At 40.2% G+C, this 21,823-nt stretch carries 22 protein-coding genes and 1 riboswitch; of the genes, 14 read left to right on the top strand and 8 right to left on the bottom strand.

Annotated elements, in window-relative coordinates:
* Positions 1 to 161: 161 nt before the first annotated feature.
* Positions 162 to 869 (bottom strand): purine-nucleoside phosphorylase, encoded by a 708-nt coding sequence (gene deoD / locus ACZSMY_RS10605; protein ID WP_042530663.1) that lies wholly within the window; start codon positions 867 to 869, stop codon positions 162 to 164.
* Positions 870 to 1,189: 320 nt separating this feature from the next.
* Between deoD and ACZSMY_RS10600 the strand changes: the two genes are divergently transcribed.
* From ACZSMY_RS10600 to ACZSMY_RS10590, 3 genes are all read left to right on the top strand, one after another.
* The gene (locus tag ACZSMY_RS10600; protein ID WP_042530665.1) at positions 1,190 to 1,453 is read left to right on the top strand and encodes a phosphocarrier protein HPr; all 264 of its coding nucleotides are present in this window, start codon (positions 1,190 to 1,192) and stop codon (positions 1,451 to 1,453) included.
* Between the two features lie 132 nt (positions 1,454 to 1,585).
* On the top strand, positions 1,586 to 1,798 hold the full coding sequence (locus ACZSMY_RS10595; RefSeq protein ID WP_042530667.1) for a hypothetical protein: 213 nt from the start codon (positions 1,586 to 1,588) through the stop codon (positions 1,796 to 1,798).
* A gap of 71 nt (positions 1,799 to 1,869) precedes the next feature.
* Entirely contained in the window at positions 1,870 to 2,478 is a 609-nt protein-coding gene (locus ACZSMY_RS10590; RefSeq protein WP_246529002.1) for a superoxide dismutase family protein, read from the top strand.
* A gap of 101 nt (positions 2,479 to 2,579) precedes the next feature.
* Here ACZSMY_RS10590 and ACZSMY_RS10585 read toward each other — a convergent pair whose 3' ends face one another.
* The 5 genes from ACZSMY_RS10585 to ACZSMY_RS10565 all read right to left on the bottom strand — a co-directional run bounded on the left by ACZSMY_RS10585 (position 2,580) and on the right by ACZSMY_RS10565 (position 8,139).
* The gene (locus ACZSMY_RS10585; RefSeq protein WP_193065517.1) at positions 2,580 to 3,767 is read right to left on the bottom strand and encodes a MalY/PatB family protein; all 1,188 of its coding nucleotides are present in this window, start codon (positions 3,765 to 3,767) and stop codon (positions 2,580 to 2,582) included.
* Positions 3,768 to 4,087: 320 nt separating this feature from the next.
* A complete protein-coding gene (locus tag ACZSMY_RS10580; protein WP_465147773.1) occupies positions 4,088 to 5,434 on the bottom strand; it encodes a glucose-6-phosphate isomerase in 1,347 nt (448 codons plus the stop codon).
* Positions 5,435 to 5,694: 260 nt separating this feature from the next.
* Positions 5,695 to 6,063 carry a S1 domain-containing post-transcriptional regulator GSP13 gene (yugI, locus tag ACZSMY_RS10575; RefSeq protein ID WP_042530673.1) on the bottom strand — a complete coding sequence of 123 codons (369 nt, stop codon included), beginning with the start codon at positions 6,061 to 6,063 and terminating at the stop codon, positions 5,695 to 5,697.
* A 216-nt stretch (positions 6,064 to 6,279) separates the two neighbouring features.
* Positions 6,280 to 7,284, bottom strand: coding sequence for a potassium channel family protein (locus tag ACZSMY_RS10570; protein WP_042530675.1), 1,005 nt, complete (start codon positions 7,282 to 7,284; stop codon positions 6,280 to 6,282).
* A gap of 300 nt (positions 7,285 to 7,584) precedes the next feature.
* A complete protein-coding gene (locus ACZSMY_RS10565) occupies positions 7,585 to 8,139 on the bottom strand; it encodes a thioredoxin family protein (RefSeq protein WP_193065514.1) in 555 nt (184 codons plus the stop codon).
* Positions 8,140 to 8,306: 167 nt separating this feature from the next.
* On the opposite strand from ACZSMY_RS10565, the gene ACZSMY_RS10560 reads away from it, so the two are divergent.
* The gene (locus ACZSMY_RS10560) at positions 8,307 to 9,377 is read left to right on the top strand and encodes a M20/M25/M40 family metallo-hydrolase (protein WP_042530679.1); all 1,071 of its coding nucleotides are present in this window, start codon (positions 8,307 to 8,309) and stop codon (positions 9,375 to 9,377) included.
* An 82-nt stretch (positions 9,378 to 9,459) separates the two neighbouring features.
* Positions 9,460 to 9,583: riboswitch (FMN riboswitch) on the top strand.
* A gap of 217 nt (positions 9,584 to 9,800) precedes the next feature.
* Complete coding sequence (locus tag ACZSMY_RS10555; RefSeq protein ID WP_042530680.1) at positions 9,801 to 10,382, top strand: ECF transporter S component; 582 nt, start codon at positions 9,801 to 9,803, stop codon at positions 10,380 to 10,382.
* A 126-nt stretch (positions 10,383 to 10,508) separates the two neighbouring features.
* Here ACZSMY_RS10555 and ACZSMY_RS10550 read toward each other — a convergent pair whose 3' ends face one another.
* Both ACZSMY_RS10550 and ACZSMY_RS10545 read right to left on the bottom strand, forming a co-directional pair.
* Entirely contained in the window at positions 10,509 to 10,862 is a 354-nt protein-coding gene (locus ACZSMY_RS10550) for a TraR/DksA C4-type zinc finger protein (protein ID WP_465147772.1), read from the bottom strand.
* Between the two features lie 159 nt (positions 10,863 to 11,021).
* On the bottom strand, positions 11,022 to 11,957 hold the full coding sequence (locus tag ACZSMY_RS10545; protein WP_042530684.1) for a 1,4-dihydroxy-2-naphthoate polyprenyltransferase: 936 nt from the start codon (positions 11,955 to 11,957) through the stop codon (positions 11,022 to 11,024).
* A gap of 291 nt (positions 11,958 to 12,248) precedes the next feature.
* On the opposite strand from ACZSMY_RS10545, the gene ACZSMY_RS10540 reads away from it, so the two are divergent.
* The 9 genes from ACZSMY_RS10540 to ytkD all read left to right on the top strand — a co-directional run bounded on the left by ACZSMY_RS10540 (position 12,249) and on the right by ytkD (position 21,819).
* Entirely contained in the window at positions 12,249 to 13,649 is a 1,401-nt protein-coding gene (locus ACZSMY_RS10540; protein ID WP_042530686.1) for an isochorismate synthase, read from the top strand.
* 4 nt (positions 13,650 to 13,653) lie between these two features.
* Positions 13,654 to 15,399, top strand: coding sequence for a 2-succinyl-5-enolpyruvyl-6-hydroxy-3-cyclohexene-1-carboxylic-acid synthase (menD, locus tag ACZSMY_RS10535; RefSeq protein WP_042530689.1), 1,746 nt, complete (start codon positions 13,654 to 13,656; stop codon positions 15,397 to 15,399).
* Positions 15,396 to 16,190 (top strand): 2-succinyl-6-hydroxy-2,4-cyclohexadiene-1-carboxylate synthase, encoded by a 795-nt coding sequence (gene menH, locus ACZSMY_RS10530; RefSeq protein WP_465147771.1) that lies wholly within the window; start codon positions 15,396 to 15,398, stop codon positions 16,188 to 16,190. The genes menD and menH overlap by 4 nt, the downstream gene beginning before the upstream one ends.
* Before the next feature lie 27 nt (positions 16,191 to 16,217).
* Positions 16,218 to 17,036 (top strand): 1,4-dihydroxy-2-naphthoyl-CoA synthase, encoded by an 819-nt coding sequence (gene menB / locus ACZSMY_RS10525; protein ID WP_042530692.1) that lies wholly within the window; start codon positions 16,218 to 16,220, stop codon positions 17,034 to 17,036.
* A gap of 88 nt (positions 17,037 to 17,124) precedes the next feature.
* Positions 17,125 to 18,561 (top strand): o-succinylbenzoate--CoA ligase, encoded by a 1,437-nt coding sequence (locus ACZSMY_RS10520; RefSeq protein WP_042530694.1) that lies wholly within the window; start codon positions 17,125 to 17,127, stop codon positions 18,559 to 18,561.
* A gap of 118 nt (positions 18,562 to 18,679) precedes the next feature.
* The gene (locus ACZSMY_RS10515; RefSeq protein ID WP_465147770.1) at positions 18,680 to 20,236 is read left to right on the top strand and encodes a mechanosensitive ion channel; all 1,557 of its coding nucleotides are present in this window, start codon (positions 18,680 to 18,682) and stop codon (positions 20,234 to 20,236) included.
* A gap of 100 nt (positions 20,237 to 20,336) precedes the next feature.
* Entirely contained in the window at positions 20,337 to 20,657 is a 321-nt protein-coding gene (locus ACZSMY_RS10510; RefSeq protein ID WP_226895252.1) for a hydrolase, read from the top strand.
* Between the two features lie 151 nt (positions 20,658 to 20,808).
* A complete protein-coding gene (locus ACZSMY_RS10505) occupies positions 20,809 to 21,318 on the top strand; it encodes a hypothetical protein (protein WP_052484935.1) in 510 nt (169 codons plus the stop codon).
* 30 nt (positions 21,319 to 21,348) lie between these two features.
* The gene (gene ytkD, locus ACZSMY_RS10500) at positions 21,349 to 21,819 is read left to right on the top strand and encodes an RNA deprotection pyrophosphohydrolase (protein ID WP_193065453.1); all 471 of its coding nucleotides are present in this window, start codon (positions 21,349 to 21,351) and stop codon (positions 21,817 to 21,819) included.
* Positions 21,820 to 21,823 lie beyond the last annotated feature (4 nt).

Below are 21,823 nucleotides of genomic sequence, written 5' to 3'. Positions count from 1 at the left end.
TTACCATAGTTTGTACCGGAATAAAAGGAAGGCTCAGGTGCTATCAGGAATATGCGGTTTTGCAGATTAGAAAAGTGTATTCCTGGAAGTGCTTGAGCCTTCTCTGTAATAATTTATCACGGAGAATCGTCTGTGAAACTCCCGCTGAATGAAGTTTCGTTTTATTGAATAATCGTGTCTAATGCTATTTCCATCATTTCATGGAATGTGGTTTGACGCTCTTCTGCTGTTGTTTCTTCGCCGGTGATGATATGATCAGAAACAGTAAGAATAGATAATGCCTGACGTCCGTATTTCGCAGCCAGGGTATATAATGCAGTAGATTCCATTTCAATGGCAAGCACTTGATATTTGGCAAGTAATTCATTTACTTCTTTGGCATTATCACGATAGAAGGTATCGCTTGTAAATACATTTCCGACACGGAGCTGTAATCCTTTTTCTGTTCCGGCATCATAAGCATTTTTTAATAATTCAAAGTCAGAAATTGGCGCATAATCAATGCCGTTAAAAATAAGCTGATTTATTTGCGAGTCTGTTGTGGCTCCCTGTGCCAGGATTACATCACGGACCTTGACATCTTTTTGAATTGCACCGCATGTGCCGACGCGAATCAGTTTTTTGACATCATAACTTTGAATCAGCTCATTCACATAGATGGAGATAGAAGGGACACCCATGCCGGTTCCCTGTACAGAAACACGCTCTCCTTTGTAAGTGCCGGTATACCCGTACATGCCTCTGACTTCATTATATAATACAGCATCCTCTAAATAATTTTCTGCGATGTATTTTGCCCGCAACGGATCGCCCGGCAATAAGATTTTATCTGCTATTTCTCCCTGCTTTGCTCCGATATGTACACTCATTTTCATATCCCTCCATTATTAGTTTCCGTCTTTAAATTAAAGGTATCATAAAGATTTTTGAAAAACAAATGAATCCATTTTCAAAATAAAAAGCAGAAAAATTCAAAGATTGGAACACAAAGCTGTGTATGTATAGTTGTTTCTAAACTAAGTGTGAATTCAAAATGAAAGCGTATCCGATTCTTTATTTCATAAAAAAAGCAGTTATGTATTTCATATTTCGTGATTTTTGTATATAATAGAACATAGGTTTATGTGAATTAATTAATTTGGTACATAAACGATACAGGTTTTCAAAAAAAGAAAGGATGTTGTATATAATGAAATCGCAAACTTTTACAATCACTGCAGAAACTGGAGTACACGCACGTCCGGCTACTTTGTTAGTAAATAAAGCTGGTCAATTTGATTCAGAAATTGAAGTGAGCTACAAAGGTAAAAATGTTAACCTTAAATCCATCATGGGTGTAATGTCTTTAGGAATTCCAAAAGGTGCTGAAATTGAAGTAAGCGCAGACGGAAAAGACGAAGCGGATGCTTTAAACGGTATCGCTGACGTAATTAAAGAACATTTAGGTGAATAATTTTACATGATGCATAAAAGCGTCCTGATTTCAGGGCGCTTTTATGTATATACATATGGTTTTCAAAAATGCTCATATTTACATGCATCGAATATTTGATATAATTGTCTTCAGAAAGGTGTGAATAGCTTTATGATGCCATTTCTTTATTTCCCGGAAGATAAAATGGAGTATATTCCTGCAGTGATATCACTAATTATTTTTATCGCATTGGCCGTCACAGTGATGCGGTGGATGATGAAAAAGTCGAAAAAAGATCAGGAACGTTTTGAGCAGGAGTACCAGGATGTTTTACAGCAAACGCAAAAAAATAATAATGTGACAAATACCTCCTCTAATCAATAAGATTTGAGGAGTTTTTTGATTAAAAATTACTTCTTTGCCTAAACTATAAAAAAAGGTAAAGGAGCTTATCGATGCGACGACGGAATAAAAAGTTATGGATGCTCTCTCTAATGATGTTATTTTTTTTATCAGGATGCTTGCTGCCGCATGAAAACTCAGAAACGCTGGAGATGTATAATGCGGATGGAGATCGTGTAGGAACAGCCAGATTAAATGAAACCGATGGCGGTGTTTCTGTAAATGTGGAAGTAGAAGGTTTAAGTCCTGGTTTTCATGCAATACATGTTCATGAATACGGAAAATGTGAGGGGCCTGATTTTTCTTCCAGCGGAAATCATTTTAACCCGGATGGGAAAGACCATGGTCTGATGCAAACAGATGGACCGCACGTCGGTGATCTCCCGAATATTGAAGCAGATGCGGACGGGGCTGTTCAAGAAGAGCTGATTATTAATGAGGCAACATTAAAAAAAGGAAAAAATAGCCTGACGGCAGATAACGGAACTTCTTTAATTATTCATGATGGGGTAGATGATGGGATGAGCCAGCCGGCAGGTAATTCAGGAGACCGTATCGTTTGCGGAGTAATCAGCGGAGATTCTCAAAGCGGGGAAGAGCAGGACGCACCGACTGATCCGACGGAAAATAATGATAAACAGAAAAACGAAGAAAACGGCTAAAGATGTAATTGCATTTGGCTGTGAAATATAATAATGTCTGATTTCATGATAATAAAAACTGCATTCTCCCAAGGATGAATGCAGTTTTTACTCTTTTCTAATTAATTAGTAGATGCTCTCCATGCCTCGACTGCATGAATAATTCGTTGTACGCCTTCTTCAATGGTTGCCCGGGGGCATGCGACATTAATACGCATAAAAGCGTCCCCTTCATCTCCATAGTCCTGACCAGGATTTAAGCCGACTCGTCCTTTATCAATCATGAATCGGTTTAATTCTTTTTTATCCATATTCAGCTGGGAGCAATCTACCCAGACAAGGTAGGTTCCTTCCGACTTGATTACTTTTAGTTCAGGTGCATGAGCGGCAAACATTTCTTTAATATATGCTGTATGGCTTTCAACAACTTCGAGCAGTTCTTCCAGCCAAGGCCCGCCATGACGGTAGGCTGCTTCCATAGCTGTAATAGCCATTCCGTTTAAAGAGTTATTTAAACCTTGACGGAGAAATGCTTTTTCTAATTTTTGTTTGTTTTGCTTGTTTGGCGTCACGGCATAGGAAGCTTGCAAGCCTGCTAAATTAAAAGTTTTAGAGGGAGCCATGCAAGTAATGGTTTTATCAGCAATTTCTTCTGATAAACTGGCAATTGGCAGATGTTTATGTCCTTTGAAAACTAAATCAGCATGAATTTCATCAGAGAAAATCATCGCATCATATTGTAAACACAGCTCTGCCATTTTTCGAAGCTCTTCCTCCGTCCAGACACGCCCTACCGGATTATGAGGTGAACATAAAATAAATGCCTTCACACCGCTTGCTAGTTTCTTTTCCATATCCTCAAAATCTATGGTGTAATAGTCATCTTGTTGAATTAATGGATTCTTTACAACCTCACGGTCCAACACCTTTATAATATTATAAAAGGGTGTGTACACAGGTGTTTGAATCATAATCTTATCGCCGGGTTCAGTGAATGCCTGCAATGCCATATGTAGCGTATTGATCACGCCAGGACTGTAGTTAAGCCAGTCCGCTTGGATATCCCATCCGTGCCGGTTTTTAACCCAATCTGTAATAGAAGATGTGACATCTTCATCGATTACTGTATATCCGTAAATTCCGTGCTCTGCACGTTTAATAAGCGCCTGATTCACAGCTTCCGGGGCTTTAAAGTCCATATCTGCTACCCACATTGGGATAACATCTTCCGACTGGAATCTTTTTTGAAGCATATCCCATTTCATTGATTTGGTTTGCTTACGGTCATGTACCTCTTCAAAAATACTCATTCTTCGTTTGCCTCCTTACATGATTTCATTTTTCTATTATAACAAAGATTCCTCAGAAAGATAGAAAGCTGACCAGAAACTTGCAGTTATTCATTTTAGGACAAAAAAAAAGCAAAGCGTGAATACGCTCTGCCTACAGGGGGAATACGAGAAAGCCTTACAATTATAGTAATACCCGCTGTTAATAAAAATAAACCAAAAACTTTTAAAAAAGTTTATTAAATTTATTTTTATTAAAGATTGCTTATTTAACGGTGCTCACAAATGCAGAAAACCTTTCTTTTATGGATTCTCTCCATAAAAGAAAGGTTTTCTATTTTTTACAATCTCTTCTCAAGTTCTTCTTTTTCTGCTTCAAAACCAGCTTTACCAAGCAGGGCAAACATATTTTTCTTATATGCTTCTACACCAGGCTGATCGAATGGATTAACACCAAGCAGATACCCGCTGACAGCACATGCTTTTTCAAAGAAGTATACTAAATAGCCGAAAGTATATGCATCCAGTTTTGGAACCTCGATAATCAGGTTTGGAACATCACCATCTGTATGTGCTAATAAGGTTCCTTGGAATGCTTTATCGTTAATTTCATGAATACTTTTGCCAGCCAGATAATTTAAGCCATCCAAATCATTTTCTTCTTCTTCTACCTTCAAATTCTTCTTAGGCTCATTCACATGAAGGATGGTTTCGAAAATATTTCTTCTTCCTTCTTGGATATATTGTCCAAGGGAGTGTAAGTCTGTAGAGAAGTTGGCAGATGACGGGTAGATACCTTTTTGATCTTTCCCTTCACTTTCACCAAACAGTTGTTTCCACCATTCAGAAAAATATTGAAGCGCCGGCTCATAATTAATGAGCAACTCAGTTACTTTTCCTTTTTGATACAGAATGTTACGCACGGTTGCATATTGATATGCCGGGTTGCGATAGACGTCAGGAACAGCCAGGTCTTCCATGGCAGTTTGTGCCCCTTTCATCATAGCATCTATATCAATGTTGCTTGCTGCAATCGGTAATAGACCTACTGCAGTTAATACAGAATAACGTCCGCCGACATCATCAGGAATAACGAATGTTTCATAACCGTTTTCATCAGCTGTAGTTTTTAATGCGCCGCGTTTGCGGTCGGTTGTTGCATAGATACGTTTTTTAGCCTCTTCTTGACCATATTTTTCTTCCAGCAGCTTTTTAAAGATACGGAAAGCAATGGCAGGCTCTGTAGTTGTTCCACTTTTAGAAATAACATTAATAGAGAAATCTTTATCTTTCAGTATATCTGTCAGTTCACTCATATAAGTAGAGCTTAGGTGGTGGCCAACAAAAATAACTTGAGGTGCTTTTCGCTCTTCTGAGGAAAGCAGATTTTGGAAGGAGTGGTTGAGCATTTCTAACGCTGCTTTCGCTCCAAGATAAGAACCGCCGATACCGATAACAAGCAGGATATCAGAGTCATTTTTAATTTTTTCTGCACTTTTCTTGATGCGTGCATATTCTTCCTGATCATAGTTTTTAGGTAGATCCACCCAGCCTAAAAAGTCATTACCTGCACCAATTTTTTCATGAATCATCTGGTGCGCACGCAATACAAATGGAGACAAGTTTTTAATCTCTTCTTTGCAAAAAAATGAAAGTGCTTTATCATATTTAAACGTAACATGTGTCATTTAGATTTCCCCCTTAAAAATTGATTCCATATCTTATTCTACTTTAATCTATTAATGTGATGAAATCAAGGCTAAGGGTCTGAAAGGGGGGGCCCAAAAGGAAAATAACGTTCTGGAAAAAAGGTTGAAAATAACGGGATGTTCTTAAAAAAGAGGATAATAATAGGCTGTTTAGAAGAGAAACAAAGTCCGAAGAACAGAGGTAACAGAATATGAAAATCACCCAAGAGCGTTATCGCTCTTGGGTGACGATTTTTGTCTTACTTATTCTGTGTCTGGTCAATCCAGTCCTGCAATTTGTCCTTCAGAATATTAAAACCGCTTGAGTCATTATTAGAATCATAATTGTTTGCGGTATTCTCTTGTTTCACCGTCTCTTTTGGTGCTTCCTCGGTAGCGCGGATAGATAAAGAAATTTTTCCTTTTTCTTCATCAATTTGAATGACTTTCACATTAACTGTATCACCGACATTCAAGTGTTCATTAATATCTTTTACATATCCGTGCATGATTTCAGAAATATGAACTAACCCCTGGGTGTCTCCATCAATTGCAACAAATGCACCATAAGGCTGGATACCAGTTACTTTTCCTTCTATTACTTGACCAATTTCTACGTTTGCAGTCACATTAAACATCTCCTATATCTTTTTATACCTTTTATAAGCTATCCAAAGCGGATGGAAAAAGAAAAACCAGATTTTGGTGAGGTTTTTATCAATTTTTGCTGAGAATCAGCTGATTAAAACCGTTATCTTTTTCTGCATCTTTTGAACACGTACTTTTTCAACAATAAAACAGTATATCACAATCTATAGGAAATGGCTAATCTAACAATTATGCTTTCAATGCTGCCGTTTGCTGAGACAGATAAGGGTATCTTTTTCTTCAAGTATATATGTTGTCTCCGGATGAAGGATATAGTCTTTTTCACGAATAATGCCAATTACTAGAATCTCTTTTTCCAAGAAAGAAGTGACTGCTTCTGTATAGGTTCTTCCTGTTAAAGAAGAAGGTACAGCTCGATGAACAAATTTTTGCTGGGTGAGAAGGTGATAAATATCTTCAAACGGTGTCGATTGCACCTCGGGATCCAATTCATGAAAAAACAGGCTGCTCATAAAATCATTTGATCGGATAATCGTTGTTGCTCCTGCACGGGCAGCATTATCAATCTGCTTCTTGGAGAGAATCTCGGAAACGATAGGGATATCAGGGTTATTTCCGCGAACAGCAATCGTAGTCAGTATAGTATGTGTATCCGATTCATAATCTGATTTTTGATTATCTGCAGCAATAAAAACACAGGATGCTGCTTTGATATTGGCCATATGCAGGATGGCATCTTCTGTTGCATTGCCTTTAATGTAATGGACTGGCAATTTGGTGTAAGAGAGGTTATTCAATGTCCGGTCAATGATAACGATTTTCTTATTGTAGTAATATTCGATGATTAAATGGACAAGCTGACGGGTCCGTTCATTAAAACCGATAAAGACATAATGGTCTGTTCCATGAAAAGCGAGCTTTCCTTCCTGTGATTTTTTTTCACGTTTAATAACGGTCGTAGATAAGGATGCAATATAGAATGCAATTAACCCCCCGCCGCTTAAAATTAAAAATGCAGCAAGTAATCTCCCGATTAATGTTGCCGGCACATAATCTCCATAGCCGACAGTCGCCCCGGTGACAAGCGCCCACCAAATACCATCTGTTAATGAAGGGAAGGTTTCCGGTTCAATTAAATAAATAAGGTATCCAAAGAACGGCATCGCGATCAGTACAAGCAGCAGGAGTTTCAGGATATTGGGTATACGATAATAAAGCAGTCTGAAAAAACGTACGTTCATCGGGAGCCCTCCAATCTATATTGGTTAGTATGTGCAGAGAGCAGGGGTCATTATTCGTTTTCTTTTGCAGCTGCCTTGCATGCCCAGGGGGAGTGTTTTTGTCTGGAGCATTTATGAAAAAGAGGAGAGCAGATGTCCGCTCCGGGAAGTCGCTTTCCGAAGCAACGCTTCAGTCTCTTCGGAAGAAAACCGCTTCCTGATCAGGTCTACCTGTTGCTTTTCCCGCAGGAGTAGACAATATCCGCTCCCATCTTTAAAAAAACATCCATTACACAGGTGAATGGATGCTTTTAGAAAATATTATATTGCTTTCAACGTTTCTTTCATACTTTCATAAACAATGGACCAATTATCTTGGTCGTCCCGATAAGATTTGGAGATAAAACGATGCATTTGTTTTTGTTTTTCCTCAAAGTCATCGGCATCCTTAGAAGGAAGCTGCGCACGTGCTTCATCTATATAAGCTTGAATTTTAGACGCCCTCGGTCCCCATTTGCCAGCCTCATTTCCTTCTGAATCAATAAAAATGATAATCGGAATTGATCTTGCTGTTCCGTTTGTCAAGTATTGATCCATTAATTCAAGATTATCGTCCCGAAGCAAAGCTTTAACAGGCATATTGACAGCCTCTGAAATTTTAAGAAGAATCGGCATATTTAACATCGCGTCGCCACACCAATCTTCTGTAAGAATAATGGCTCTTAAGTTCTTATTTTTAACTTCTTCAAAAAAGGCTTCATCAGCTGGTAATGAAAAATTATCATAGATGTATAATAAATCCTCTTTATTTACTTCCATTGCTTCAATGTATTCATCTGGATCAAGTCCTTTGTCATACCATTCGTTTAATGACATCTATATCCCTCATTTCAATTATTTGATATAGTAAGTGTACCTTCTTCTGTAAATTTGGTAAACAGTTGTTACTTATTATGGAGAGGTTCTGTAAATCTTCCTCCTTCAAATGAAGCGTGAATGGTAAATCACTTTAGATGGAAGAATAGGTGATAGGAGGCTATAAAATGGCAGATAAACAATATGATTTTTTAATGGATTTACTTCATACCCCGTCTCCATCAAGTATGGAAATGGAAATTCAAAAGAAATGGATCCACTATGTTAAGGAGTTTGCAGATGAAATCAGAACAGATCATGTCGGCAATGCAATTGCAGTATTGAATCCGGCTGCTCCATTTAAAGTACTTTTAGCAGGTCATTGTGATGAAATTGGCTTAATGATTCAACGCATCGATGAGCGAGGCTTTTTATTTTTTGAAAAAATGGGTGGCGTCAATCCAAAAGCAGCTGTAGGGATGCGGGTAACGGTGCTGGGCTATCAGGAAACCTTTACAGGTGTTGTTGGGGTAAATGCGCAGCATCTCGGCGGAATAAAGGGTGATTTTGATGTACAGGACTTATACATTGATTGCGGCTTCCAATCAAAGGGAGAAGCGCTCAGGAAGGTGCAGGTTGGCGATCTCTGTGTGTTCAAAACGGAGCCGGAAATATTACAGGACCGTTATATTTCAGCGAGAGGATTGGATAATCGTACCGGAGCTTTTATGGTTGCGGAGGTAATTCGCAGGCTCTCTGAAAAAGGTTTGTCCATTGGTGTTTATGGCGCAAGTACGGTCAATGAAGAAACAAATATGGGAGGGGCGTATTTTGCCGCTGCTGGTATAGAGCCGGATTTTGCCATCGCTATGGATGTAACCTTTGCAACGGACCACCCTAATGTGAATACGAAAAAGCAAGTGGAAGTTGAGTTAGAAGGCGGTCCGGTTTTAGCTAAAGGCGCTCCAATTCACCGTAAAATCAATCAGTGGCTGAAAAAAGCAGCGAAGGAAAAAGACATACCTTTACAATATGAGTTAACACCTAAGGCGACAAGTACAGATGCAGATAAAATGCGCTATACAGGCAAAGGTGTGCCAGTAGCGCTGGTGTCCCTGCCGCTCAGGTATATGCATTCACCTGTAGAAACAGTAAGTAAAAAAGATATGGAAATGGAAATTGAATTATTAGTAACGATGCTTGAAAATATGACAGGAAAAGAAAATTTAAACCCATTATATGATGAGAAAAATGGATAATGTGAAGATATATTGAATTAAAAATTTTTCTCTTGTCAAATGCGTTTTATATGGTATACTATACCTAAATTAAATATTCGATTCCAATCTTCGGGGCAGGGTGTAATTCCCGACCGGCGGAAATAGTCCGCGAACTGTATAACGTTACAGTTGATCTGGTGAAATTCCAGAACCGACAGTGATAGTCTGGATGGGAGAAGATGTCGAGCTTATTTTATTCACTATACGTGTATGTTTTTGCGTATTTATTTAGCGATGACACAGAACCCTAAAGCCTCAAAAGCTTTAGGGTTTTTTTAGCGGGATAGGCATGATAATGTTTAGTAAAGAGATACCGCTTTTCTGGGTTATACACAGAATAAAGAATAGCATCGAACCTTCATCACGAGTTGGAATCGGAAAAATGATGGAGGAGGCAGACTGATGCAAAAAAAGAAGAAAAATCAGCTGTTAAAGTTAATTATTATCGCATTATTAAGTACTATTTCACTCGTGTTATTTTTTATCAATTTTCCGTTGCCATTTTTACCAACACCATATTTAAAGGTCGATTTCAGTGATGTTCCAGCGTTAATCGCATCGTTGATATTCTCACCGTTGGCCGGAGTGCTTGTCGTAGGATTTAAAAACTTGTTATATCTGGCTGTATCTGGTTCTGGAGAGCCGATTGGCGTGTTATCTAATTTTGTGGCAGGGGTTATGATTGTATTGCCAGTATCACTCATTTATCATCGGGTCAAAGGCTTAAAAGGTCTTATTACAGGGCTTGCAGCGGGTACCGTTATCATGGCGGTTGGCATGAGCGTACTCAACTATTACTTCATTTTACCGGCGTACGGCTGGTTTATGGGCTGGGAAATGTCTGAGCAAGTGAAGTGGGTTACCGTTATCGGCGGGGTGCTTCCGTTCAATTTTATTAAAGGAATTATTATCGCGATTTTGTTTATCCCGTTATTTAATAGAATGCAAAGCTGGATTCAGCAGCAGCGGACCAGATTTATATAAAGTGAAATTCCTTCAGCCGGGAGCTGTAAAGAAACTTTCCGCTGAAGGTTACATGCAAAAAAAAAGCAGAGACTTGGATAAAATAAGTCTCTGCTTTTTTGTTATTCTGTTTTTAGTCCCAGATAATTATTCTGTGTCGGAAGCTTCTTCCGCAAGAATGCTTGCAGTAGGCAATACCTCAAGTCTTTCTTTAGGGATGGGTTTTCCGGATTTTTCACTGATTCCGTATGTGCCATCTTCTATTCTTTGTAACGCATCGTCAATTTCTGTAATCTCTTCTTTTCGCATTAGATTGAACCCGGCCTCCCGCTGCTGTTCAAACTGCTCTGTTCCTAAATCTGCCGGATGATTATTGACGGAAGCAAGTTCATCATCTTGATTATTATCTGTTTCTATATGGGCTTCCGCTTCCTCTTTCATGTCTAAAAGCCTTTTTTTAAAATAAGTGATATCTTCTTTAGTTAAATGTTCCGCTTGCATGATTACCATCCTTTCTAAATGATTTATCCACAAATGCTTATAAACGATGTTCAAAAAGCCCAATCAACATGACATATCAAATTTCTATCGGACTTTTTGAACAAGCACTTTTCTCACAGAGAACTGTCCGTAAAAACCCCTACTGCGTGAAGTTTCGTTTTAGAACAATCCGGAAATTAACAAAGAGAGACCTAACAGCATCCCGTAAATTGTATTTGTTTTCGCTGTTTTTGCCATTGCCGGCATCATTTCAATTGCTTTTGTCTTCCCCTTAAATTGGATGATGACACTGGCTGCCGGTGGAATACTCAGTAAAGTAAGGAAAGACCATAAGGGCAGAGCGCCTGTCAGTATAAGAATAATAGTGATTGAAAATGAAACAATAAACAGCAAAGCAAGCAGCTTGATTGATTTTGGTCTGCCAAGAAGAACGGCAATGGTTTTTCTTCCGCCTCTCTCATCTCCATCACGATCCCGGATATTGTTGGCAAAGTTAATACAGCCGATAAATATAGTAATTGGAAGGGAGATCCAGATCATTTCCGTCGTCACGGAAGCCGTTTGAATATAATAGGTGATCCCAATAATAACGGATCCCATCAGCACACCAGAGAATAATTCTCCAAAAGGTGTGTAGGAAATCGGAATAGGACCTCCAGTATATAAATAACCGATTGCCATGCAAAATAAACCAATAATTGCAATCCACCAGCTCGATGCGATACATATGTATACACCAATTCCAACGGATATAGCATAAAAAAGTAAAGCAATGTTACGAATCCGCTTTGGGTGCATCCCGTCCCGGACAATTGAACCGCTGATTCCGACCGATTGATCGTTATCTAATCCGCGTACAAAATCGTAGTATTCATTAAACATATTGGTAGCTGCCTGAATCAGTAAAGAGGCAACCATCATCGCAAAAAACAGCAGCCAATCAATGGTACCTTCATTAAAAGCAATCATTGTCCCGACAAAAACAGGGACAAAGGATGCTGTCAGTGTATGCGGCCGGATTAACCGCCACCATTTATGAAATCCTTCCCGTTCATTCAGTAATTCTTTTATATCAGCCGAATCTTTCGTCGTCATTACCTGCTTCCTCCTAAAAAACAATATCGTATTTATTTTAGAGAAGGGACAGAGACGTGTCAAACCTATTTTGCGGGAGGAACAGACAGTTATGGATGGAAAATGAGAAAAGTATAGCAGATTTAAACGAATTAGTAGGCTTTTCTTGAGAAAGTAACGAAAAGGGCATAAAATAGGAGAGGATAAAAAATACCTGTCCAACTTATGAAAGGATGTTCAAGAAGTATAATAAAAAAGAGGTTATCTCTTTTGTGATTCTTGAACACGTACCTATTACGGAGGTTTATCAACATGATCGAAGTAAAAGAAAAACAGTTTACTGCTGAATTGGAAGCTGCTATACAGTCCGTTCATACAGATCAAAAAAACAAACTGTTTAGTTATACGGAAAAAATAAATCCAGTTAATTTATATAGATTTTTAGAAAAAGCGGCTGATTTAAAGCTTCCTCGTACATTTTGGTCCAGTGCAAATGAAGATTTTCAAATGGCGGGGGCGGGGCATGCTTTTGAATTATCTGCTAAAGATTCTCCATCTCGCTATGAACAAGTGGAGCAGGAATGGCATGCTTTATTAAGTGATGCTGTTATTTATAACCCCTATCATGTTTCAGGTACTGGGGTTGTCGCACTTGGAGGTTTTTCTTTTGACCCGTTAAAGCCCCAGACAAAGCTGTGGGAAAACTTTCCCTGCAGTCATTTTTCTATTCCAAATTATATTCTAACTCATGCAGAAGGGAATTATTACCTTACCCTAAATCGCTTCATCTGCACAGACGAAACGTATGCTGGTGTATTGGAGCAATTACAAGACCATCGTCAGACCCTGCTGAATAATGCAGAGAATAAGAGGGATGGATATGTATTGCACATTCAACGTAAAACAGAGATTGATCCGGAACAATGGAAGGAAACAATTAAAAAGGCTACAGATGTGATGAAAAATACGGCAGTTGATAAAATTGTGCTGGCAAGAGAGGTACGGCTGCATTTTAATCAATCAGCAAACATTCCCGACATTCTCAAGCGTCTTGTAGATACGCAGCCAAATACCTATGTGTTTGGCTATGAAATGGGAGAGGATTGTTTCCTTGGAGCAACGCCGGAGCGTCTCGTTAAAGTGAAAGATGACGAAGTACTTTCTACCTGTTTAGCCGGTACAGCACCACGCGGAGAGACAATGGAAGAGGACGAGCAAATCGCTGATAATCTGTTTAGAGACCCAAAAAACCGCGAGGAGCATGATTATGTCGTGCAGATGATCCGCAATACGATGGAGGCTTACTGTACAGATGTTAATGTTCCGTTTGAACCGGCTGTGCATCAATATAAAACACTTCAACATTTATATACGCCGGTGCGTGCAAAACTGAAAAAAAACCATCGTATTTTTTCCATTATCAGCGGTCTGCATCCGACGCCTGCTCTTGGCGGAACGCCGAGACAGGAAGCGTTAGCGTTTATCCGGGAAAATGAATTATTGGACCGGGGCTGGTACGGAGCACCTATTGGCTGGATGGACAGTAATAATCATGGAGAATTTGCTGTCGCCTTACGTTCCGCACTTATCCAAAAGGACGAAGCTTCCCTGTTTGCAGGGTGCGGAATTGTCGAGGATTCGATTCCGGAAAGTGAATATGAAGAGACTAATATTAAATTGATGCCGATGTTATCTGTTTTAGGAGTGGATTAGAGAAATGAATTATACAGAAAGCTTAACACGTTATACTGCAAACTTTATTGACGAGCTGGCGAGGAATGGGATGACGGATGTTGTTATTTCTCCCGGCTCCAGGTCCACTCCGCTGGCGCTGGTGTTTAGAGAGCATCCATCTATCAAAGAATGGATTGTTATCGATGAAAGGTCAGCAGCCTTTTTTGCATTGGGATTAGCGAAAAAATCAAATCGGCCGGTAGCACTGGTATGTACATCAGGAACGGCTGCTGCAAATTATTATCCGGCTGTGGTAGAGGCTTTTTACAGCAGAGTGCCCCTGCTCGTTTTGACAGCGGACCGTCCGCATGAATTACGTCAGGTCGGGGCTCCGCAAGCCATTGAGCAAATAAAAATGTATGGAGATTATGTCAAATGGTTTCATGAGATGGCGACCCCGGAAGGAACGCCGCCAATGCTGCGTTATGCGCGTCAAAAAGCAGCGCAGGCTTTTGCCTTTACAGAGCAGGGGAATAAAGGGCCTGTTCAAGTAAACTTTCCCTTTAGAGAACCGCTCACGCCAGATTTCACCCTTCCTGATATTTGGGGTGCTGAAAAAGAGAAATCTACTGCCCGCATAAATAGAATGGAAGGCATGAAGTATTTAGGCGAAGAACAAATACAGGAACTTACGGCTCTTTTTGGTTCTTCTCGAAAAGGGCTCCTCGTGTGCGGACCAGAGATGAATGTAAATTTCGCAGAGCGTGTATGCGAACTGGCTCAAGTTTGGAATCTGCCTGTTCTGGCTGATCCTTTATCACAGCTGCGGACAGGGGAACATGACAAAACTCATGTCATCGAAGGGTACGATGCGTTCTTACGAGATTCGGAAATCCGTGAGCGGCTGCAGCCGGATTATATTATCCGCTTCGGAGCGATGCCGGTATCGAAAGCATATTTGTTTTATGTCAAAGAGCATAGCCATATTCCGCAGTTTGTTGTAGAAGAGAATGAAGGCTTCCGTGACCCGACCGGCAATGATACAGCTTATATCTATGCTGACCCAAGACAACTATGCAGCCAGCTGATTGAAAAAGCGCCGGATAAGCTTTCAACTGCAGCATGGCTGGATGAATGGCTGCATTATAATCAAATTGCTAAGAATCATTTATTATCTGGAGAAGAAACGCAGGTAACAGAGGGAGAAGCCGCCCGCGGAATAGCAGCGGTTATTCCTGACCAGACAACATTATATGTCGGAAACAGTATGGCTGTCCGTGATGTGGATAGCTTTTTTATGGTGTCTTCGAAGGCTGTTTCCATCCTTTGCAATCGGGGAGCTAATGGGATTGATGGTGTGATTTCAAGTGCTGTTGGTGCAGCAGCAGCTGGCCAGCGGGTTACCCTGCTGATTGGAGACCTCTCCTTTTTCCATGATATGAATGGGCTGCTGGCGGCAAAACAATACCAGCTCCCAATCACTATTGTATTAGTAAATAATAACGGTGGAGGAATTTTTTCTTTTCTTCCACAGGCTAATGATAAGAAGCATTTTGAAGCACTTTTTGGCACGCCGGTTGACTTGCCTTTTGAAAAAGCCGGAGCGTTATATGGTGCAGCTTATCAGGTTGTTTCAACAGAGCGTGCTTTAAAGGAACAGCTGGAGCAAAGTTATCAGCAATCCGGCTTATCCATCATTGAAGTGAAAACAGATCGTGATGAAAATGCTGTTTGGCACCGGGAGAAATGGAATCGTGTTATGGCAGAGATAAAAGAGGGATGGCAATGAGTCCAGCGGGTTTACCATACGAAATCATCGGTGAAGGAGAACCTGTGCTGTTTTTACATGGATTTACCGGAACACGCGAGACCTGGCGCGAGACTTGCTCGTATTTATCCGGCTATCAATGTATTTTAGTGGATTTGCCGGGGCATGGAGAGGCAGACAGTACCATTTCTTCGATGAAAGATTGCTGTACCCTGCTTGCGGAGCTTTTAGATACATTAGGAATAAAAAAAGCGCATGTCGTCGGCTATTCTATGGGAGGAAGAACCGCACTCAGCTTTGCAATGTATTATCCGGAGTATATTGCTTCTCTTATATTAGAGAGTGCCTCTCCAGGATTAAAAGAGGAAGCTGCCCGTCGTGAAAGGAAAGAAAAGGATGAGCAGCTGGCACAGCGTATTTTAGAAAATGGCATCGAAGCATTTGTAGATACATGGCAGGAGCTTCCTTTATTCGCCACTCAAAAACAGCTGCCGGATCATGTGCAGCGGAATATCCGTAATGAACGTCTTTCTCAAAAGGAGGAAGGCTTGGCGATGTCTCTGCAGGCGATGGGAACAGGTACTCAGCCATCCTGGTGGAGGCAATTATCAGAGCTTGCGAAACCGACTTTATTGATTGCCGGCGAAGAGGACGAGAAATTTGTCGCCATAAATCAAATGATGCAAAAAGCAATTCCACAGGCAGCATTCATGCTTTGTCCGAAAGCCGGTCATGCTGTTCATGTGGAAAAATCGCGAAACTTTGGTAAAATGGTAAATGTGTTCTTAAATGAAAATCATATTACGTCATAAGCCTTGCGCTTGAAAGGAGTCATTAACATGACAGTAGAATGGCAAAAAGTGAAGAACTTTGAAGAAATAATTTATGAAAAATACAACGGGATTGCAAAAGTAACGATTAATCGTCCTGAAAAACGTAATGCCTTTACACCAAATACCGTAAAAGAAATGATTGAGGCTTTTACAGATGCAAGAGACGATTCCTCCATCGGCGTGATTGTGTTAGCTGGAGAAGGAGATAAAGCATTCTGTTCCGGCGGAGACCAGTCTGTCCGCGGTCATGGCGGCTATGTTGGCGGCGATGAAGTTCCGCGTTTAAATGTACTTGATCTGCAGCGCTTGATCCGTACCATTCCGAAGCCGGTAGTTGCAATGGTTTCTGGATATGCAATCGGAGGCGGACACGTGCTTCATGTAGTTTGTGACTTAACGATTGCTGCAGATAATGCAATCTTTGGACAAACCGGACCAAAAGTGGGCAGCTTCGATGCAGGCTATGGTGCAGGCTATTTAGCCCGCTTAGTAGGACACAAGCGTGCACGTGAAATCTGGTACCTGTGCCGTCAATATAATGCGGAAGAAGCATATGAAATGGGATTGGTAAACACCGTGGTACCTTTGGAAAAATTAGAAGAAGAAACCTTACAATGGTGTGAAGAAATCTTAGAAAAATCGCCAATGGCATTACGCTTCCTGAAAGCATCCTTTAATGCTGATACGGATGGCTTAGCAGGACTGCAGCAGCTTGGCGGGGATGCAACCCTTCTTTACTACACAACAGATGAAGCAAAAGAAGGCAGAGACGCATTTAAAGAAAAAAGAAAGCCGAACTTCAAACAGTTCCCTAGATTCCCTTAAGTCAGTATGGAAGAAACCTTTGCAGATTACGCAAAGGTTTCTTTTCGCAAGGGAAGGAATATATTTTAATAACGACGGAGGAAGTAAAATGAGTACAGTTATTCCCCATTGGCTTGATAAACAAGCCGATTTATCCCCCGATGAAACAGCCGTAGAATGGAAAGATGGCACTACCGTGACGTTTAGCCAGCTGGCTGAAAACAGCCGGGAAAAAGCAAGAAAGCTTGCTGCCGCTGATGTAACAAAAGGTGATCATGTGGCGGTGCTTTCAGGTAACAGCATCGAAATGATAGAGACCATTCATGCTTGCAGTTATTTAGGTGCAGTGGCTGTTTTATTAAATATGCGCTTAACTGCTTTCGAACGAAAACAGCAAATGGAAGATGCGGAAGTTACGCTGCTGGTTGCAGAAGCAGAGGAGGAGGCTTTGACAGAAATAAAACAGCTGACGTTTGAAAAACTGAATCAGTTAAAAGCCTCTCCTCATATGCAGCTTTTGGAAGAGATAGAGCTGTCTGATGTATTCACAATGATGTATACGTCCGGGACATCCGGTTTTCCGAAGGCTGTCCAGCATACGTATGAAAATCACTGGTGGAGTGCAACAAGCTCCAGCTTGAATTTTGGAAAGCACAATGACGATAAATGGCTGATTCCACTCCCGCTATTCCATGTGAGCGGATTGTCCACGATGTTAAAAGGAATTATTTACGGCATGCCAATTTACTTATTGGAAAAATTTGATGTGGAAGATGTCCACGATGCGATTATGAATAAGGAAGTAACGATTGCCTCTGTTGTCACTGTCATGCTGCAGCGCCTGGTAAGTTATCTGGGGGAATCAAGTTATCCGGAGAGTTTCCGCTGTATGCTTCTCGGAGGAGGGCCAGCCCCAGAATCGCTGCTGCAGCAAACGAAAGCAAAACAAATTCCTGTATTCCAGTCCTATGGTATGACGGAAACAGCTTCTCAAATTGTGACATTAAGTCCGAGAGACGCACTTCGAAAAGTGGGGTCAGCAGGAAAACCGCTGTTTCCGGCGCAATTAAAAATACGCGGACAGCAGGCGAATGAAGTTGGGGAGATACTTGTTAAGGGGCCAATGGTGACACCTGGTTATTATAATAGACCAGAAGCGAATGAAAAATCTTTCTTAAATGGCTGGCTGGCAACAGGCGATGTGGGGTATTTAGATGAAGAAGGCTTCTTATATGTGGTTGATCGCCGCAGTGATCTAATTATTTCCGGCGGGGAAAATATTTATCCGTCAGAAATTGAAAATATATTGCTGCAGATAGAAGGAATTCGGGAAGCGGGGGTAACCGGCTTGACGGACAAGGAGTGGGGAGAAATTCCGGTTGCTTTTGTTGTTACGGACAAAATGATTACAAAAGAGGAGATTCTTTCTTTCTTAAAGGATAAATTAGCACGTTATAAACATCCGAAGGAAATTCATTATATGGATCAATTACCGAGAAATGCTGCAAATAAGCTGGTTCGTCAGGCATTAAAGAATTATCGATAGGCGCATAGCAAGTTTGTAACAAATTTTTTGCTGTTTCTTTACAGTTTCATAAAATAGGTTTGGCTCTTTTTAATGACGGGTAGCGCTAACTATACTGTTTAGAAAGGGGCAAAAATCAATGGAAAACTTTATGAACGATTATTTTACAGCAAACTTTTGGACTGGACTCCAAAATGTGGTTATAGCGCTTATTGTTCTTCTTATCGTATGGCTGCTTGCTAAACTGATAAGCAACGTAGTAGAAAAAGCGTTAAAGAAAACGAACTGGGATGATAAGCTATTTAATCGGTTCCGGTTAAAAGGGGAACCGGTGAAGTCAGAAAAGGTTATTGCAAAAGCAGTTTATTACATACTACTGATTGTTGCATTTATTTTGTTCTTCAATATTCTTAATCTGTCGATGATTGCTAATCCATTATCGGATTTGATCTCAACATTCTTAAATTTCATACCGGCAGTAGTGAAGGCAGCATTAATTTTACTATTGGCTTGGGTCATTGCAACCGTTGTCCAATGGATGATTGTTGAAGGAAGCAAGAAACTGCGCATTCAGCGCCTGTTTTCCAAAATAGGAGTTGCTGATTCTGAGGATGGAATCCGAAAAACAACGGAAACTATCGGGAAATTTGCGTTCTATCTTATTTTACTCCTATTTATTCCTGGTGTACTGCAGGCTTTAAATATTCAGGGGGTTGCCGAACCGTTTAGCGGTCTGTTGGCGTCTGTTTTAAACTTTATCCCTAAACTTGCTGCAGCCATACTTATTTTTGCAGTAGGCTGGTTTGTCGGGAAGATTGTCCGCAGTGTCGTAACGAATTTATTAGACGCAGCAGGTACAGAGAAATGGATTCAAAAATTAAAGCTGTCCAATTTATTTGAAGGGACATCTTTTGCAAAATTTGTCGGAAACATTGTTTTCATTCTTATTCTGATTCCAATTACCATCTCTGCTTTAGAACAATTGGAATTAGCAGGGATTACGGAGCCGGCGATTGGCATGCTGCACAGTGTTGTGCAGATGATTCCGAATATCTTGATTGCAATTGGTTTAATTCTGGTTGGCATCTGGTTAGGTAAACTGATTGGCGAATTTGTCAGCAGTTATCTTGCTAAATTAGGATTTAATCGTTTTGTCTCCACGGTCAGCAATAATAAAGCAGTGGACCAGGCGAAATGGACACCATCTTATATTGGCGGCTATGTTGTACAGATTTTAATTATTTTCTTCTTAACGGTGCAGGCATTGTATATTATTCAGTTGGATTTCCTGGTAGGAATTGCAACCGCGATTACTGCTTATCTGCCAAATGTTCTGGCAGCAGTGCTTATTTTGGGCATTGCTTTATTACTCGGTTCAATGGTGCAAAAAGTATTACTGCATCTGTTAAATGGACCGGCAACTGGTGTACTTGCAGGGTTTGCCAAGTATAGTATTTTGATTCTGGCAGCATTTATGGCTGTATCCCAATTAGGTATTGCATCAACTATTGTAAATAGTGCATTTATCTTGCTGCTGGCCGCATTAGCATTGGCCTTTGGACTTGCCTTTGGTTTGGGAGGAAAAGATTTTGCAGCAAAATATCTGCAGAAATTTGATAGAACAATTGATAATACTTCCATTAATCAGGAGCAGCAGAATCGTACGGATAATACGGACAATAATGATAATCTGTAATAACAGTTTGAAAAGGCGTGTATACCTTCAAAGGTATATGCGCTTTTTTCATATTTAAGAGATTATTTTCGTTTTTTGCGGAGAATATAATCGTGAGGTGATGATATTGGATAAACAAAAATATTTTATCAGTATTGGACAAGGTGAGATTTCCCGGATTCCGTATCAGGGAAATGATGATTTTGTGATTTATGCGACGGCAGAAGAGATATTAATGCTGCGCAGAAAATTTGAAGGACTGCATGAAGCGAGTTTTGACAGCTATAAACGTTCACATATCCCTTTTGTGCCCTACCATTTGGACACTGCCAATGATGTCTATGATGAAACGATGGCAGGAGTGTATCAAGCGTTATATGATCTGGGGGATGAAAATACGAAGAACCATATTCGGACTATGGGAATATTGGATGAAGAGTAGGTAAAAAAGTACTTTGGTATGAAAATGTTTAGATGATATAATAAAAAGGTACAGTATAGTGTATGGAAAATCAGAAATAAAGAATTTTTCATCAGTAAAAACAGGTTTTGTTTAGACAGGAAACATAGATAAGAAGAGGGAGTGCTTGTAGATGAGAAAGCTCGCTTTAATTCTTTGTTTTACAATGATGACAGCCGTTATTTTATCTATCACTGTACCTGGAGAGTCTGCTGGCGAAGGAAACAATCAGATTGATGCATCTGCAGAAGCAGAAGAAATGCAGCCGGATCAGGATGAAGTTATTCGCGTTATGAATGGGTTAGAAGATACATTGAAGCAGGATGCGGATGATTCGTATAAGCTGAAGCATTATGCAACAGAACAGGAGCTTACAGAAGCTTTTGAAGCATATGTTACACCAGAATTAGCCGCAGCCTTTGTTGACTATTACTTCCGGGCTGAAGCGGAAGGCGTTTATGTTATCCCGACACAAACGGAGCCATGGTTTCAAGAAGAAAATGAATATGATATGATAAATATATCAAATCATTCTGTACAAGTAGTACAGGAAAATGAAAATGACATGGTAGGGAGTTACACTCTTGTGGTGGAGATGGCATTTCAAAACGGCTGGAAAATTCAAGATATAAGCTATAAGTGATAACAGCCCTGTGGGAAAGTAGTGGAAGAAGTGAACGTTTTTAAGGATTTTTACAATAATACGGTACAATTATCTTTTTTAGATCATCCATTTTCAAAAAGCCCTAAGCATGTATGGGTGATTTGCAAATATAAAGATAGATGGCTGTTAACGGATCACAAGGAAAGAGGAATTGAATTTCCTGGAGGGAAGGTCGAACCTGGAGAGACAGCAGAGCAGGCAGCTGTCCGGGAAGTTATGGAGGAAACAGGGGCAACGGTAAACAAGCTCCATTACATTGGACAGTATAAAGTGGACGGGCGTTATGAAACAGTCATTAAGAATGTCTACTATGCGGAAATTGATGAATTGATTCCGCAATCTACTTATTATGAAACGAAAGGTCCGGTATTCCTAAAGAATATCCCGGCGAATGTAAAAAGGAAAACGGATTTTAGTTTTATTATGAAGGATGCTGTACTGGAATCCTGTTTGCTCCGGATAAAAAAATCGTATGTATAAAAAT

The organism is Oceanobacillus sp. B139/18 (genome assembly GCF_055524595.1).
The sequence above is the reverse complement of the archived record's forward strand: the minus strand, read 5'-3'. Positions and strand labels throughout refer to the sequence as shown.

Bases quoted from the DNA above. Each gene is read 5' to 3' on its own strand.
- ACZSMY_RS10540 (WP_042530686.1), top strand. From the start codon at position 12,249: ATGATCGAAGTAAAAGAAAAACAGTTTACTGCTGAATTGGAAGCTGCT.
- ACZSMY_RS10565 (WP_193065514.1), bottom strand. From the start codon at position 8,139: ATGTCATTAAACGAATGGTATGACAAAGGACTTGATCCAGATGAATAC.
- ACZSMY_RS10510 (WP_226895252.1), top strand. From the start codon at position 20,337: ATGATATTGGATAAACAAAAATATTTTATCAGTATTGGACAAGGTGAG.
- deoD (WP_042530663.1), bottom strand. From the start codon at position 869: ATGAGTGTACATATCGGAGCAAAGCAGGGAGAAATAGCAGATAAAATC.
- menB (WP_042530692.1), top strand. From the start codon at position 16,218: ATGACAGTAGAATGGCAAAAAGTGAAGAACTTTGAAGAAATAATTTAT.
- ACZSMY_RS10520 (WP_042530694.1), top strand. From the start codon at position 17,125: ATGAGTACAGTTATTCCCCATTGGCTTGATAAACAAGCCGATTTATCC.
- menD (WP_042530689.1), top strand. From the start codon at position 13,654: ATGAATTATACAGAAAGCTTAACACGTTATACTGCAAACTTTATTGAC.
- ACZSMY_RS10570 (WP_042530675.1), bottom strand. From the start codon at position 7,284: ATGAACGTACGTTTTTTCAGACTGCTTTATTATCGTATACCCAATATC.
- ACZSMY_RS10595 (WP_042530667.1), top strand. From the start codon at position 1,586: ATGATGCCATTTCTTTATTTCCCGGAAGATAAAATGGAGTATATTCCT.
- ACZSMY_RS10590 (WP_246529002.1), top strand. From the start codon at position 1,870: ATGCGACGACGGAATAAAAAGTTATGGATGCTCTCTCTAATGATGTTA.
- ACZSMY_RS10585 (WP_193065517.1), bottom strand. From the start codon at position 3,767: ATGAGTATTTTTGAAGAGGTACATGACCGTAAGCAAACCAAATCAATG.
- ACZSMY_RS10555 (WP_042530680.1), top strand. From the start codon at position 9,801: ATGCAAAAAAAGAAGAAAAATCAGCTGTTAAAGTTAATTATTATCGCA.
- ACZSMY_RS10505 (WP_052484935.1), top strand. From the start codon at position 20,809: ATGAGAAAGCTCGCTTTAATTCTTTGTTTTACAATGATGACAGCCGTT.
- ACZSMY_RS10600 (WP_042530665.1), top strand. From the start codon at position 1,190: ATGAAATCGCAAACTTTTACAATCACTGCAGAAACTGGAGTACACGCA.
- ACZSMY_RS10560 (WP_042530679.1), top strand. From the start codon at position 8,307: ATGGCAGATAAACAATATGATTTTTTAATGGATTTACTTCATACCCCG.
- ACZSMY_RS10580 (WP_465147773.1), bottom strand. From the start codon at position 5,434: ATGACACATGTTACGTTTAAATATGATAAAGCACTTTCATTTTTTTGC.
- menH (WP_465147771.1), top strand. From the start codon at position 15,396: ATGAGTCCAGCGGGTTTACCATACGAAATCATCGGTGAAGGAGAACCT.
- ACZSMY_RS10545 (WP_042530684.1), bottom strand. From the start codon at position 11,957: ATGACGACGAAAGATTCGGCTGATATAAAAGAATTACTGAATGAACGG.
- ACZSMY_RS10515 (WP_465147770.1), top strand. From the start codon at position 18,680: ATGGAAAACTTTATGAACGATTATTTTACAGCAAACTTTTGGACTGGA.
- ACZSMY_RS10550 (WP_465147772.1), bottom strand. From the start codon at position 10,862: ATGCAAGCGGAACATTTAACTAAAGAAGATATCACTTATTTTAAAAAA.